This is a genomic window from Pseudomonas sp. AC247 (assembly GCF_979258015.1).
In genome coordinates, this window is the sequence record NZ_OZ409829.1 from 3,648,961 (window position 1) to 3,665,227 (window position 16,267).

Annotated in this window: 6 protein-coding genes (1 of these 6 cut by a window edge); 3 read left to right on the forward strand and 3 right to left on the reverse strand. The window is 61.9% G+C overall.

Annotated elements, in window-relative coordinates; genetic code table 11:
- Positions 1–9,760, reverse strand: the 5' portion of a protein-coding gene (locus tag ACZZ0B_RS16465; RefSeq protein WP_463545786.1) for a non-ribosomal peptide synthase/polyketide synthase. 7,205 nt of this gene lie to the left of the window's left edge; the window shows 9,760 of its 16,965 coding nt (coding positions 1–9,760); it begins with the start codon at positions 9,758–9,760; its stop codon lies beyond the left edge, outside the window.
- A gap of 252 nt (positions 9,761–10,012) precedes the next feature.
- Positions 10,013–10,750: a thioesterase II family protein gene (locus ACZZ0B_RS16470; RefSeq protein ID WP_008081743.1), complete on the reverse strand. Its 738-nt coding sequence runs from the start codon at positions 10,748–10,750 to the stop codon at positions 10,013–10,015.
- A gap of 127 nt (positions 10,751–10,877) precedes the next feature.
- On the opposite strand from ACZZ0B_RS16470, the gene ACZZ0B_RS16475 reads away from it, so the two are divergent.
- Entirely contained in the window at positions 10,878–12,011 is a 1,134-nt protein-coding gene (locus tag ACZZ0B_RS16475; protein WP_463545787.1) for a cupin-like domain-containing protein, read from the forward strand.
- A gap of 123 nt (positions 12,012–12,134) precedes the next feature.
- On the opposite strand, the gene ACZZ0B_RS16480 is transcribed toward ACZZ0B_RS16475, so the two are convergent.
- On the reverse strand, positions 12,135–13,307 hold the full coding sequence (locus tag ACZZ0B_RS16480) for an MFS transporter (protein ID WP_008081747.1): 1,173 nt from the start codon (positions 13,305–13,307) through the stop codon (positions 12,135–12,137).
- Between the two features lie 241 nt (positions 13,308–13,548).
- On the opposite strand from ACZZ0B_RS16480, the gene ACZZ0B_RS16485 reads away from it, so the two are divergent.
- A complete protein-coding gene (locus ACZZ0B_RS16485) occupies positions 13,549–14,349 on the forward strand; it encodes a glucose 1-dehydrogenase (RefSeq protein WP_463545788.1) in 801 nt (266 codons plus the stop codon).
- Entirely contained in the window at positions 14,342–16,168 is a 1,827-nt protein-coding gene (locus ACZZ0B_RS16490) for a glycoside hydrolase family 15 protein (protein WP_463545789.1), read from the forward strand. The genes ACZZ0B_RS16485 and ACZZ0B_RS16490 overlap by 8 nt, the downstream gene beginning before the upstream one ends.
- Positions 16,169–16,267 lie beyond the last annotated feature (99 nt).

Here is a 16,267-nt window from a genome sequence, read left to right on the forward strand (position 1 = left end):
AGGCTTCGCTGGCCGAGGCATCCTGACGTTGCAACCAGCCGATGTAGTCGCGGTAACGACCGCCCTGCGTGGCGCTGAAGCGAGCGCTGTAGCGTTGCAGTACTTCGCCGAGCAATTGCGAGTTGCTCCAGCCGTCCATGAGAATGTGGTGGTTGGTGTAGATCAGGTGATGGCGCTGATCATCGATGCGCACAATCACCAGACGCAACAGGCTCGACGCATTCAGGTCCAGGCTCTGCCGCTCGGCGTCGGCCAGGGTTTGCAAGGACTGTTCGAGCTGCGGTTGCGCGCGCCAGTCGTGCAGGCTGTAAGGCATCATTGCGTGCTTGCTGACCACTTGCACCGGCGCATCCAGCTCGCCCTGCCAGACAAACCGCGTGCGCAGAATGTCATGAGCCTCCACGGCCGCTTGCCAGGCCTGATGGAAGCGCTCCGGATCAAGGCCTTCGACGTCCAGACGCATCTGGTTGATGTAATTGCCGGTGGATTCTTCGTAGACCGCATGGAACAGCATGCCTTGCTGCATCGGCGACAACGGATAGACATCGTCGATCAGTTGCGCGGCCAGCGGCAGGCCATCCAGCTGTGCCTGGCTCAAGCGCGCCAGCGGGAAGTCCGACGGCGTCACACCATGGTTGCCGGCCTGGCAGCAATGGTCGATCAGCGCTTGCAGCTCCTGCGCGTAATCGTCGGCCAGCCCTTGAATGGTCGCCTCGTTGAACATTTCGTGGCTGAACGTCCAGCCCAGATTCAATTCGCCGCCGTACACCTGACCGTTAAGTGCCAGGTGGTTGGCCAGCGGCGCATCGGCGTCCAGCTCATCGCCGGCAGGATCGCTGGAGGGCACGAACAGCGCGCCATCCGCTTCGGTGAAGCTGCCGTCGAATTGACCGAGGTAGTTGAAGGTCAGGCGCGGCACCGGCAATTGCGCGAGGGCGGCGCGATCAGCCGCCTCACCGAGCCAGGCCAGTGCGCCAAAACCAATGCCCTTGTCGGGGATAGCGCGCAGTTGTTCCTTGATCTGTTTCAGCGAGCCGCCGAGGTCGGCTACCGGGGTCAGTTTTGCCGGGTACAGGCTGGTGAACCAACCCACCGTGCGGGTCAGATCGACGCCGTCGAACAGCTCTTCACGACCGTGGCCTTCGAGTTGAATCAGCGCGCTGTCAGTCCCGGTCCAGCGCACCATGACGCGGGCCAGTGCAGTCAGCAGCAGGTCATTGACCTGGGTGCGATAAGCCACCGGCGCGTCTTGCAGCAACTGCCGGGTCAGGGTTTTGTTCAGACGGGTGCGTACTGTGCGCGCCTGTTTGTTTTGCAGGCCGCCGTCGGCATTGTCCAGCGGCAAAGCCACATCGACGCCCTGCAACTGGTCTTGCCAGTACGCCAGTTCGGTGCGCATTTCAGCGCTGCGGGCGCGCTGTTGCAGGTGCTCGGCCCAGGCCTTGGCGGCGCTGGTTTTCGCCGGCAGTTGCAGCGGCTCGCCAGCGGCGATCTGGCGGTAAGCCAGTTGCAGATCGTCGAACAGAATTCGCCACGACACGCCGTCCACCACCAGGTGATGGATCGCCAGCAACAGGCGCTGAGTGCCATCGGCGAGATTCGCCAGCACCGCACGCAGCAGCGGTCCGTCCTGCAGGTCGAGGCTGCGTTGTGCCTGGTTGGCCACCGCTTCGAGCGCAGTCGCATCAGCCACATCGACATGCCACAGCAACTGATCGTTGTGACTGGCAAGGCCGCGATATTCAGCGTGCCAGCCATCGGCCTGCTCGACGAAGCTCAGGCGCAAACCATCGTGATGGGCGACGAGCGCCGCCAAGGCCTGTTCCAGCGCCTCGGCTTGCAAAGGCTGCGTTGGCTTGAGCATCACCGCCTGGTTCCAGTGCTGACGCTCGGGGATTGCCTGCGCGAAGAACGCCTGCTGCACCGGCAACAGCGCCAGTTCACCCGTCACCGGCCCTTGATCAATTGCCTGCACATGCTCGCCAACCCGGGCGACCGTGGCCAGCGCCGCAATGGTCTGGTGCTGGAACAGGTCTTTGGGCGTGAAGCGGATGCCGGCCTGCCGCGCACGGCTGACCACTTGAATGGAAATGATCGAATCGCCGCCCAACTCGAAGAAGTTGTCGCTCGCGCCAACCTGCTCCAGTTTGAGCACGTCTTGCCAGATCGTCGCCAGTTGTTGCTCCAGCGTCGTTTGCGGGGCGACATAGGCCTGCTGCAGTTGGCTGACATCCGGTTTCGGCAGGTTCTTGCGATCCAGTTTGCCGTTCGGCGTCAGCGGCATGCGCTCCAGACACAGCACATACGCCGGCACCATGTGCGCGGGCAGCGAGGCCTTGAGCTGCTCGCGCAGGTCTTCGGTAAAGTCGGTACGGGCCGAATCGCCTACCACATAGGCGACCAGACGCTTGCCGCTGCCGGCACTGCCTTCCTGCGCCACCACCACCGCTTCACGCACACCGTCAAGGGCTTGCAGGGCCGCTTCGACTTCGCCCAACTCGATGCGGAAGCCGCGAATTTTCACCTGATTGTCAATGCGATCCAGATAGTCGAACGTACCGTCGGCGCGCTGTCGCACCAGGTCGCCGGTGCGATAGAGCAAGCCGCCCGCAGCGCTGAACGGGTCGGCGACAAAACGCTCGGCCGTCAGCCCCGGACGGTTCAAATACCCCCGCGCCAGACCGCTGCCGCCCAGGTACAACTCACCGGCCATGCCTTGTGGCAACAGGTTCAAGTCGGTGTCGAGCACGTACGCGCTGCGATCACCGATACGGCTGCCGATTGGCGCGTAGGCGGCACCGCACGGTACTTCGCGTCCGGCCTTCCAGATCAGCGGCGTGACCACGGTTTCGGTCGGGCCATAGCCGTTGATGATGTAGTCCGGATCGAGCGCACGTTTGACTCGCTCGAAACTCGCATTCGGCACCGCATCACCGCCGAAGCAATAGATGCGCACTTTCGGCGGGTTGCCTTCACGCTCGGCGTGTTCGGCCAGTTGTTGCAGGTACACCGGCGGGAACGCCACAACCGTCACGCCGTGCTCGCGCATGGCATTGTAGGTCTGCTCCGGCGTCCACAGGCTGTCGTCGCGAATCAGCAGCGACGCGCCATGCGTCAGGCTGGTCAACCAGCGTTCGTGGGCACCGTCGAAGGCGAACGACATGAAGTGGAACTCGCAGTCGCTGTCGCGCATTTCATAACGTTCACCGATGGCCTGGCAGTGCATCGCCAATGGGCCGTGGGCGACGCTGACGCCTTTGGGGTTACCGGTGGAACCGGAGGTATAGATCACGTAGGCAAGGTTGTGCGGGTCGATGTGCACCTGCGGCGCCTTGATCGGCAATTCACGCAGATCGAGGCGGTCGAGTTCCAGCAACGGCACCGACTCATCGACCGGCAACTGCGCCGACACCGAAGAATCACTGATCAGCAGTGCCAGCCCGGAATCTTCAATCAGGTAAGCCAGGCGCTCACGCGGATAACTGGTGTCCAGCGGCACGTAGGCACCGCCCGCCTTGAGCACGGCCAGCAGCGCGACGATCACCGCCTCGCTACGCGGCAACGCCACGCCGACGCGGGTTTCCGCGCCGACCCCACGGGCAATCAATGCGTGAGCCAGTTGGTTGGCGCGCTGATCGATCTCGCCGTAACTGAAGTGCTGACCGTTGAAAATCACTGCTGTGCGCTGCGCACGTTCGCCTGCCAATGCAGCGATGCGCTGATGCACGCTGATGTCGGTCGGGTACGGTTGCGGGTGGTTTTGCGCTTGTTGACGCGCATGCTCATCCGCGCTGGCCAGGGCGATTTCGCCGATGTGGCGTTCCGCCGAGACGGCAAACTGTTCGAGCAATTGCAGCAAGTGAGCGCTGATGCCTTCGATGGCGGCGTGGGCGAAGTGGCCACGGTCGAAGCTGTAGTGCAACGCCAGTTGCTGGCCGAGGGTCACGGCGACGCTCAACGCATAGTGCGTCTGCTCAAGGTTGCTGACGTCACCAAACACCACGCCTTGCTCGGCACCTTGTTGCAGGGCCTGGGCAATCGGATAGTTCTCGAACACCAGAATGTTGTCGAAGAGCGCTTCACCGCCCTGCCCGGCCCAACGCTGAATGTCCGCCAGCGGCGTGTGCTCGAAATCGCGCAGGCTGAGGTTTTGCGCCTGCACCGCTTGCAGCCATTGGCCGACAGATTGATCCGGACGCGGTGCTCCGATCACCGGCAAGGTGTTGATGAACAGACCGACCTGATGCTCGATGCCCGGCAGGTCCGCCGGACGCCCGGCCACAGTCGCGCCGAACGCCACGGTTTCATGGCCGGTGTAGCGTTGCAGCAACAGCAGCCATGCCGCTTGCACCAAGGTGTTGACGGTGACTTTCTGCTGACGGGCAAACGCTTCCAGCGCCTGGGTGCGCGACACGTCGAGGGTCACGAAGTGATCAGCGTGACCGCTCTGGCTGTCGCTGCCCGAGGCCACGCGAGCCAGTCGGGTCGGCTCTTGCAGGGCGGCCAGTTGTGCGTTCCAGAAGTCGTGGCTCAGTTGCCCGTCCTGGCGTTGCAGCCAGCCAATGTAATCACGATAACGCCCACCGGCATTGGCTGGAATGCGGCCGCTGTAGCGCTGCAACACTTCGCCGAGCAACTGCGAGTTGCTCCAGCCGTCCATGAGGATGTGGTGATGGGTGTAAATCAGGTGCCATTGCTCGGCGCCGGTCTGCACCAGCACCAGACGCAGCAACGGTGCACAGGTCAGATCAAAGCCCTGCTGACGCTCGGCCTCAGCCAGCGCTGCGAGGGCTTGCGGTTGATCGTCACGCTCGCGCCAGTCGAGTGCGGTAAACGGCAACTGCAAGTGTTTGTGGACGATCTGCAGTGGTTGCGCCAGCTCACCCTGCCAGACAAAACCGCTGCGCAGAATGTCCTGGGCATCGACAGTGGCTTGCCAGGCATCACGGAAACGCTGTGGGTCGATACCCTGCACGTCGACACGCAACTGGTTGATGTATTCGCCTGCCGCCTGCTCGTACAGGGTGTGGAACAGCAAGCCCTGCTGCATGGGCGACAGCGGATAGAGGTCGTCGAGCTGGCCGGCCGGCACTGGCAAGCCATCGAGCTGCGCCTGAGTAATCTGTGCCAGCGGGAAGTCCGACGGCGTCGCTTGCGGCGCTTGCAGCGTGCAGCAATGGTCGATCAGTGCATTCAGCTCGACGGCGTATTGATCGGCCAGTTGTTGCACGGTCGCCGTGTCGAACATCTGGCTGCTGAAACCCCAATTCATCGACAGCTCGCCACCGTACACCTGCCCTTCGACAGTCAACCAGTTGGCCAGTGGCGCCGACGCGTCCTGCGCCGCGCCGCTGCCTTCGCTGGACGGCACGAACAATGCCGACTCATCGAATTGACGGTCGAACTGACCGAGGTAGTTGAAGGTGATACGCGGCTTCGCCTCGCCCGCCAATGTCGCGGCAGTCGCTGCATCGCCAAGGTAACGCAGGGCACCATAGCTCAAGCCTTTATGCGGTACGGCGCGCAGTTGTTCCTTGATGGCTTTGATCGACGCGCCGAGGCTGTCCGTCGGCATCAGGTTGACCGGGAACAGGCTGGTGAACCAGCCCAGCGTGCGGGTCAGGTCGATGTCGGCGAACAGGTCTTCACGGCCGTGCCCTTCCAGTTGAATCAGGGTGCTGGCCTGGCCGCTCCAGCGACACACCACGCGGGCGAGCGCGGTCAGCAGCAGATCGTTGACCTGAGTGCGATACGCCGCCGGCGCCTGCTGCAGTAGTTTGCGGGTTTGTTCGGCGTCGAGTTTCAGCTCGATTTTTTGCTCGAAGCGGTTTTCCAGGGCGCCCTCCGAACGCTCGCACGGCAACTCGCCACCCGCCGTATCGCGCAGTTGCGCCTGCCAGTAATCAAGGCTTTCAGTGAAGGCTGGCAGATGTTCCTGCAAGCGTGCGACCCAGTGCTGGTACGAGCTGGTCTTGCCCGGCAACGTCGCCACCGAGCCCTTCACAGTGTCGGTGTACGCCTGCTGCAGATCTTCCAGCAACACGCGCCACGACACACCGTCGATGACCAAGTGATGGGCCACCAGCAACACACGTTGAGTGCCGTCAGCCAGGCTCACCAGCAATGCGCGCAACAATGGCCCATTGCTCAGATCCAGACTGCGCTGCGCTTCATCACACAGCGCATTGAGTTGTTCAAGCGACTGCGCATCGCGCTGCCACAGCACCGACTGCTCGGAAACAGCTGCGTATGCCTGCTGCCAGCCATCGGCCTGATGCTCGAAACGCAGACGCAGACCGTCGTGATGACTGAGCAATTGCTTCAGTGCGCGATCAAGCGCCGACGCATCGATGGCTTGCTGCGGTTGCAGCAGCAACGACTGGTTCCAGTGCTGACGCTGCGGGATGGCTTGTTCGAAGAACCACTGTTGCACCGGTGCCAACGCCACCGCGCCGACGGCAGGGCCTTGATCGATGAGGTTCTGTTCACCCCGTCGGGCGACTTGCGCCAGGCTACGGACGGTCTGGTACTGGAACAGTTCTTTGGGGCTGAGCACGATCCCGGCCTGACGTGCGCGGCTGACCACTTGCATCGAGACGATGGAGTCGCCGCCCAGTTCGAAGAAGTTGTCTTCGAGGCCGACGTTATCAATCGACAACACGTCCTGCCAGATCGCCGCCAAGGCCTTTTCCATGGCGCTGCGCGGCGCAACGTGTTCGCGCTGCTGCTGGCTGCCATCGACCGCCGGCAAGGCCTTGCGATCGAGTTTACCGTTAGGGGTCAGCGGCAACTGCTCAAGGAACAGCAGGTACGCCGGCACCATGTAATCGGGCAGATGCTGACGCAGTGCCGCTTTCAGCGTTTCGCGCAGGCTCGCCTGGGCATCGGCGTCGGCCGCCAGCACGCTGACGTCACTCGGCACAATGTACGCCACCAGTTGCTGACCGCTGGCGCCTTCCTGTGCCAGCACCGCCAGCTCGCGGACTTCATCTTGCTGCAACAGGCGTGCTTCGATTTCGCCGAGTTCAATACGGAAACCGCGCACTTTAACCTGATGGTCGATACGCCCGACGTATCGCAATGCGCCATCGATCTGGTAGCGAGTCAGGTCGCCGGTGCGATACAGACGCTCACCGTTGCCGGCGAACGGATTTGGCACATACTTCTCGGCGGTCATCGCCGCACGTCCCAGATAACCGCGAGTGATGCCCGCGCCGGCCAGATACAACTCGGCGGCAACGCCTTGTGGCACCGGTTGCAGATCCGCGTCGAGAAGGTAACTGGTGGTGCCGGTCAATGGCCGGCCAATATTGGCTGCGCCACCCGCTTCACGGCGGGTCCAGGTGGAATAAGTGGTGTCTTCCGACGGGCCGTACAGGTCGTAGACATGTTCGACACTGGCCTGCTGGTACAGCGCCTCGACGAGGCTCTGTTTCAGCGGCTCACCCGCCAGATTGATGATGCGCACGCTGGCCGGAATGGCGTTGTCACGCTGCAAGGCATTGATCGCCGATGGCACGGTGTTGATCAGGCGAACTAGATCGCGCGCCGGCAGTTGTGGCAACTCAAGCGCATTGCGCGCAATCACCAGCGAGCCCCCGTTGGCCAGGGTGACAAACAACTCCCACACCGACAGGTCGAAGCACACCGAGGTCGAGGCCAGCACCCCTTGAATATCGTCGCGGCTGTAGACGCTGCGCGACCATTCAATGAGCGCCTGTACGTTGCGGTGCGCGATGGCTACGCCTTTCGGCTTGCCGGTCGAACCGGAGGTGTAGATCACGTAGGCAAGGTTGTCCGCAGTAACGGCGGTGACCGGCGCGGTGTGCGCGAAAGCGACCAGTTGCGCGTCGATGTCGTCGAGCAACAACACCTGCGTGCCGGCACCGACGCTGAGGTTGGCGGCCACGGCCTGCTCGGTCAACAGCACCCTCGCGCGGCTGTCTTCAAGCATGTAGGCCACGCGGTCGGCCGGGTAATCAGGATCCAGCGGCACGTAAGCACCGCCTGCCTTGAGTACGGCCAACAGCGCCACCAACAACTGCTCGGAACGCTGCATGGCCACGCCGACGCGCACTTCCGGGCCGACGCCGCATTCGATCAGCTTGTGCGCCAGGCGATTGGCCCGCACATCGATGTCGGCGTAGCTGAACGCGTGCTCGCCGAAGGTCACGGCCTGCGCCTGTGGCTGAGCGGCGACTTGTTGTTCGATCAATTGATGGATGCACGCAGCGTCTGCCTGGGCGACGTCAACGCGGTTCCAGTCATGAACGATACGTTGATATTCGGCAGCTTCCAGCAACGGCAGATCAGCGATGCGCTGCGCGCTGCCCTCGACCATGCCACGCAGCAGATTGAGCCAGTGTTGCGCCATGCGCTCGATGGTCTGCGGCTCGAACAGATCGTTGGCGTAGGTCAGCGCGGCGTGCAACTTGCCGGCCTTTTCGTAGGTATCCAGGGTCAAGTCGAACTGAGTGGTGCGGCCCTGCCACTCGATCACCCCCAGCTCCAGGCCAGAGGCGGTGCTGACGGTGCTGATGTCGGCGACTTGCGGCTGGTGGTTGTACATCACCTGGAACAGCGGCGTATGGCTGAGGCTGCGCTCCAGCTTCAGTGCTTCGACCAGTCGTTCGAACGGCAAGTCCTGATGAGCCTGGGCGCCGAGCGCGGTCTCTTTGACCGCGCGCAGCAAATCGGCAACGCGGGTCTGGCCATCGAGTTCGCTGCGCAACACTTGGGTGTTGACGAAGAAGCCGATCAAGCCTTCGATCTCACCACGGTTACGGTTGGCGATCGGTACGCCGACGCGTATATCGGACTGCCCGGTATAACGATGCAACAGCACATTGAAGGCGCCGAGCAGCAACATGAACAAGGTGATGTTGTGTTGTTGGGCCGCGCTGCGCAGTTGCTCGGCGAGTGCCGAGTCGACGGCGAATTCGTAACGGGTGCCCTGGTAGCTTGGCATCGCCGGTCGCGGGTGATCGGTCGGCAGTTCCAGCACCGGATGCTCGCTGCCCAGTTGTGCTTGCCAGTATTCCAGTTGGCGCGTCTGCTCACCGGCTTCGAGCCAGCGGCGCTGCCACAGCGCATAGTCGCTGTACTGGATCGGCAAGGGCACCAACTGCGGCGACTGACCGGCTTCATGGGCGTCGTAGCAACGAATGAATTCGTCGATCAGTACGTTCATCGACCAGCCGTCAGAAACGATGTGATGCAAGGTCAGCAGCAGCACGTGTTCTTGCTCGGCGAGCTTGAGCAGCTTGACCCGCAACAGCGGACCGACCGCCAGATCGAACGGCAGCAGCGACTGTTGTTGCGCGGCCTCGGCCACTGCCAGCTCGCGCTCGGCACTCGGCAATGCACTGAAATCCACGTGTTCGATGATCAGCGGCGCTTGCGCCGGCACTTGCAGCAGGCTGTCATCGGCCTGGCGCTGGAACACTGTGCGCAGGGTTTCATGACGCGCTACCAGGCTGGCGAACGCGGCCTCGAGTGCCGCCAGGCTCAGACGACCGGTCAGGCGCACCGCGCCCGGCAGGTTGTAGGCGCCGCTCTGTGGGTCCAACTGCCAGAGAAACCACATGCGCTGTTGCGCGTAGGACAGCGCTTGGCGATCCTCTGCCGCAACCCCTTCAGGGATCGGGAACCGGGCGAAATCCACGCCCTCCTTGTGCAAGGCCGCAAGGAACATCTGGCGCTTTTCCAGGGGCAACCCGATAAACCGGCGAGCGAGTTTCAAGGAGTCTTCAGCATTCATTTCTTAGCATCCGGATCAGTAGGCAGGAAGCACAAAGGCACGTCGTCCCTATAAAACGAATGCAAAGCGGAAAAATTAGCGATTGAGAACAACTATCAGGCGGGAGGCATAACGAGGGTTATCTGTCGTCAAAACAACCCCTGCAGGAGCTGACGAGTGAAACGAGACTGCGATCTTTTGATCCTGTTTGAAAGCCCAGGATCAAAGGATCGCAGCCTGCGGCAACTCCTGCACGAGGGCGCCGCGCAGTGTTCAGGCCGTTGCGACCATGGCGTGCCGGCGGTGATGCACGTCGAGCTGATCCTTGATCACCTTGAGTACTTTGGCTTCGTGCTCGTGGATGAAGAAATGGCCGCCGGCGAGCATGTCCACCGAGAAACTGCCACGGGTTTCCTTGCTCCAGCCGATCAATTGCTCGGTGGTGGCGCGGTCAGCCTTGCCACCGAGCACATGCACCGGACAGCTGAGCAGCGGTCGCTGCACCGGCTGGAATTTGCCGCATAACTGAAAATCAGCCCGCAGGATCGGCAGAGTCAGGCTCATCAGCTCCTGATTGGCAAGCACCTCTTCGCTGGTACCGTTGAGAGTGCGCAACTGGTCGATCAACTCTGCGTCGCTCTTGGGCTCGGCAAAACCCCGATCATAGTCGGCCCGCATCGTCGGCGCCGCGGTTCCCGAGGCGAACAACGCCACAGGCTCCGGGCAACCCAATGCGCGCAAGGCATGGGCCATCTCGCAGGCCAGCAGCGCGCCCAGGCTGTGCCCGAACAAGGCATAAGGCGCTTTGAGAGCCGGGCGCAGCTCCTTGGCCAACTGCATCGCCAGTACGCGCATATCGGTGTGCAGCGGCTCGCCGAAACGCGCTCCGCGACCCGGCAACTCCACCGGTTGCAAATGCAACCATTGCGGCATTTTCGGCCGCCAACGACTGTAGACCATGGCACTGGCGCCGGAGTACGGCAGGCACAGCAGGGTCAGCTTGGTCACCATGCGTTCCTCGAAAGTTATCTGTAGAAGAGAACGGTTGCGCCCGGGTGTAAATTAGTCCGTGCGCTGTAATTTCCGCCGGCAAGCCCTCGTTAACTGTTCAGGACAAAACCAATAAAGAGGAAGCACCGTGGACCTGCAGAGCATTCTGGGCAAATTGTTCGCCAACGCAGATGCCGTCGGTATCGAAGGCATTTTCCAATTCATCTTTGGCCCTCAGCAGGCCTATTGGTCGCAAATCGGCGCAGGCACTCGTACCGAAGCAGGCTGCCATGCCAGCCCGGATGTGACGATTGAAGTCGCCGAGAGCGATTTCCTCGCGATCATGGCCGGCATCGCCAACGTCGAAGAACTGTTCGCCAGCGCGCGCTTGAAAATCGGCGGCAACATGGGCCTGGCGACGCTGCTGCCGCAAATCATCGACCACGCCCGCCAGGGCGGCGGCGCGGTGGAAAAGGTCGACATGAACAAGCGTTATCCGACCCCGCCGCGTTTCAGCGAAAAGATTACCGCCAGCCTGCCGATGCAAACCGTGGTCGAGCGGCGATCACGCAGTGAGATGTCACTGATGGAGTTTGAAAGCCGTTACTTGCCCAACGGCGTTCCGGTGGTGATCAGCGATGCGCTGCACGACTGGCCCTTGTTCAAACTCAGCCGCGAAGAATCGCTGGTGCATTTTGCCGAGTTGCAAGGCATCACGCGTCACGGTGATTACGTGAAGAAAACCTTTTCCACCGAGCGTGATTTCCGCTCCACATCAATGGCCGATTTCATAGCCTCGCTGGATCAGCCGGCGGTCAAGGGTGTCGATGGTGAGCCACCGGCGTATATGGGCAACAACATCCTCCCGGCGGCATTGATGCAGCAGATCAAATACCCGGTCTACTTCGACGCCTCGTTATTCATCCCGCCGCGCATCTGGATCGGGCCGAAAGGTACGTTGACGCCGCTGCACCGCGATGACACCGACAATCTGTTCGCCCAGGTCTGGGGCCAGAAAAAATTCACCCTCGCCGCGCCGCATCACCGTGAAGCCCTGGGCACTTGGTCGACCGCACCGACGGGTGGCCTGGACGGCTGCGATTTCAACCCGGATGCGCCGGACTATCAGCGTTTCCCGACGGCACGCAACGTGACGTTTTTGCGCGTGACCCTCGAGGCTGGAGATTTGTTGTTTCTGCCGGAGGGCTGGTTCCATCAGGTGGAATCGGTCTCAACCTCACTGTCAGTAAACTTCTGGGTCAACTCGGGACGCGGCTGGTAAACAGCTACCACCTCCGCTTTGTAGAAGCTGTCGAGTGAAACGAGGCTGCGATCTTTTGATTTATAACGATCAAGATCAAAGATCGCAGCCTCGTTTCACTCGACAGCTCCTACAGGGATAGCATTATTTGAGGTGGCGGAAGCTTTGTACGGCGGAGCCGAGGACGACTGCGCCCGCCGCGATCGCCAGCCAGAACCCACTACGAGCACCGAAGGCATCTACCAGCCAGCCGGAGCCGGCAGCGCCAATCGCCACGCCGATACTCAAACCGGTCACCAGCCAGGTCAGGCCCTCGGTCAACTTGGCCGGCGGCACAATACGTTCAATCAATGCCATCGCCACGATCAACGTCGGCGAAAAAAACAGCCCGGCGATGAACACCGCCACCGACAGCCCGACAATATTGCTCGCCAATAATAGCGGTAACGTGGTCACCGCCGTCGCCACGCCGCCGTAGAGAAACAGCTGCGGCAACGGCAGTTTCGAGCGCATCGCACCGAAGGCGATGCCGGCCAGGCATGAACCGATCGCGTACACCGACAACACGATACTCGCCGCCGCCGGTTGCCCCTGTTGCTGGGCAAACGCAACGCTGACCACATCGATCACGCCAACGATGATGCCCATGGCGATCATCAGCGCCAGCAGCAACTGAACGTCCGTTGACCCAATGATCGAGCCTTGGTGCTCGCTGGCATGCGGATGCACGGGAGGCTCGGTGCTGCGCTGAGCGACGAACGCCGTCACGCCGATCGCCAGCGCCAACAGCGCCGCCAGTGGCCCGGCCTCGGGAAACACCGCCACGCACAACCCCACCGACAACGGCGGACCGACGATGAAACAGACTTCATCGAGCACCGATTCCAGCGCATAGGCGGTCTGCAATTGTGGCTGGCCGCGATAGATCTCGGTCCAGCGTGCGCGCACCATCGCCGACATGCTCGGCATGCAACCGGCCAGCGCGGCAAAAACAAACAGCGTCCAGGTCGGCGCCTGCAACCGCGTACACAGCAGCAACAGCAGCAGCGCGCCACCGCCGATCAACGCCGACACCGGAAGAATTTTTCCCTGCCCGAAGCGGTCGACCAAGCGCGACACCTGCGGCGCGCAGAATGCCGTGGCCAGGGCAAACGTCGCCGCCACAGCACCGGCCAACGCATAGCCGCCCTTGAGTTGCGAGAGCATGGTGATCACGCCGATGCCGGTCATCGAAATCGGCATGCGCGCGATCATCCCGGCCAAGACAAAATTGCGCGCGCCAGGTGCGGTGAATAATTCGCGGTAGGGGTTTGCCATGGACTGCAGCCTCATCAGGGGCCGCCACGTTGCCATAGCGTCGGGAGGCGTGGAAGCGCGCAATTGTTGGTGGAATGTGAAGCGCTTGTAGATCAAAAGATCGCAGCGTGCCGCAGCTCCTACATGGAACGCGGTCTCCTGTAGGAGCTGCGGCACGCTGCGATCTTTTGATCTTCGAGCTGAACTCTCACCGCAGGCCGCCGGTCAGCTTAATAAGCCCTCAATCAAGGCGCGACCCTGCATGCACATCTCCCTCACCGGCCAGGTCGCACTGGTCACCGGCGCCAGTTCCGGCATCGGCCACGCCGCCGCCAAAGCCCTCGCCGCTGCCGGCGCCGCCGTGGTCATCAACTACAACCGTCAGGCAGAACCGGCCGAAGCACTGGCCCGCCAGATCATCGCCGACGGTGGGCAAGCGCTGGCCATCGGTGCCGATGTGTCGAAAGAAGATCAGGTCGAACGGCTGTTCGCCGAGACCCTCGACGCCTTCGGCTCGCTGGACATCCTGATCGCCAACTCCGGCCTGCAAAAAGACGCCGCCGCTGTGGATATGTCGCTGGATGACTGGAACGCGGTCGTCAGCGTCAACCTCACCGGCCAGTTCCTCTGCGCCCGCGCCGCGCTGCGGATTTTCAATCGCCAGGGTGCGCGTGAAGGCGTTTCCCGCGCGGCGGGCAAGATCATTCACATGAGTTCGGTGCACCAGCGCATTCCCTGGGCCGGGCACGTCAATTACGCAGCGTCCAAGGGCGGTGTCGATCAGTTGATGCAGACCCTCGCGCAGGAAGTCAGCCATCAACGCATTCGCATCAATGGCATCGCACCGGGGGCGATTCGCACGCCGATCAATGTCTCGGCGACCACCGGCGATGCTGAACAAGAGCTGCTTAAACTCATTCCCTACGGCCGCATCGGCGATGCCGAAGACGTCGCCAACGCGGTGGTTTTTCTGGCTTCCGACGCTTCCGATTACATCGTCGGCACCACCCTGTTCATCGACGGCGGCATGAGCCTCTATCCGGAGTTTCGCGGCAATGGCTGAGCATCACCTGGAACGACAAAGCCCCATCGACGCCCACGGCATCATCGGTGACATGCGCAGTGCAGCGCTGGTCAACGATCGCGGCAGCGTGGATTTTTTCTGTTGGCCGGAGTTCGACAGTCCGTCGATTTTCTGTTCGTTGCTGGACACGCCCGACGCGGGGATTTTTCAGATCACACCGGACTTGCCCGACGCCCGTCGCGAACAGATTTACCTGCCCGACACCAATGTGTTGCAAACCCGTTGGCTGAGTGAGCGCGCGGTGGTTGAAGTCACCGACCTGCTGCCGGTGGGCGACAGCGAGGATGATTTGCCACTGCTGATGCGCCGGGTGCGTGTGGTCAGCGGCGAGGCGACGTTTCACGTGCGCTGCGCGGTGCGCCACGATTACGCCCGAGCTGACACGCGCGCGCGGATGGACGAACAAACAGTGATTTTCAGCGCCGAGGGTCAGCCGTCATTGCGCCTGACCTCGGATCAGGCGCTGCAGATTGATACCGGGGCGGCGGTCGCTTCCTTCACGTTGAAGCAGGATCAAACCGCCGCGTTTCTGCTCGGTGGCGAGGACGATCCACGCTTCGGAGAAGGCGCCGCGCAACTGTGCATGGACCGTACGCTGAAGTTCTGGCGTGACTGGCTCGGCCAGTCGATCTATCGCGGACGCTGGCGAGAAATGGTCAATCGCTCGGCCCTCGCCCTCAAGCTACTGACCTCGCGCAAACACGGCGCGATCCTCGCCGCTGCCACCTTCGGCCTGCCGGAAACCCCCGGCGGCGAACGCAACTGGGACTACCGCTACACGTGGATTCGCGACGCCTCATTTACCGTGTATGCGTTCATGCGCCTGGGGTTTGTCGGCGAAGCCAACGCCTACATGGGCTGGCTGCGCGGGCGGGTCAGCGATTGCCACGGGCAACCGATGAAGCTAAACATTTTGTACGCCATCGACGGTCAACAGGAGTTGCCGGAAACCGAACTGGATCACCTGTCAGGACACGGCGGCGCAAAACCGGTGCGCATCGGCAATGGCGCTTACGATCAGATCCAGCTCGACATCTTTGGCGAGTTGATGGACGCGGTGTATCTGGTCAACAAATACGGCGACGCGATTTCCCATGAGGGCTGGAAGCATGTGCGCGAAGTCGTCGATCAAGTCTGTGAAACGTGGCAGACGACTGATGTCGGCATCTGGGAAATGCGCGGCGAACAGCATCACTTTCTGCATTCACGATTGATGTGCTGGGTGGCGCTGGACCGGGCAATCCGTCTGGCCTCAAAACGCTCGCTGCCGGCGCCGTTTGCGCAATGGGATCAGACACGACAGGCGATCTATGCCGACATCTGGGACAACTTCTGGGATGAAGAGCGCGGACATTTCGTCCAGTACAAGGGCGGCACCGCGCTCGATGGTTCGATGCTGCTGATGCCGCTGGTGCGCTTTGTCAGCGCCAAGGATCCGCGCTGGTTGTCGACGCTTGCGGCGATTGAAAAGCATCTGGTGCGCGACGGCATGGTTTACCGCTATCGCAACGATGACGCGAACATTGACGGGCTGTCCGGCACCGAAGGCGCATTTGCTGCGTGCTCGTTCTGGTACGTCGAATGCCTGGCCCGGGCCGGGCAGGTGGAAAAGGCGCACCTGGAGTTCGAGCAATTGCTGAGGTACGCCAACCCGCTGGGTTTATACGCCGAGGAGTTCGACAGCCATGGCCGGCATCTGGGCAATACGCCGCAAGCGCTGACGCATCTGGCGTTGATCAGCGCGGCGAGTTTTCTGGATCGCAAGTTGAGTGGGGAAAAGAGTGAGTGGCAGCCGTAAAGTTCGCCAGGGGTTGTAGGAAATTGCCCATAAACACCCGCGTTTGTAGGACTTACGCACCAAAAAATGATGTGTCACCACCCCCCTGTGGCGAGGGGA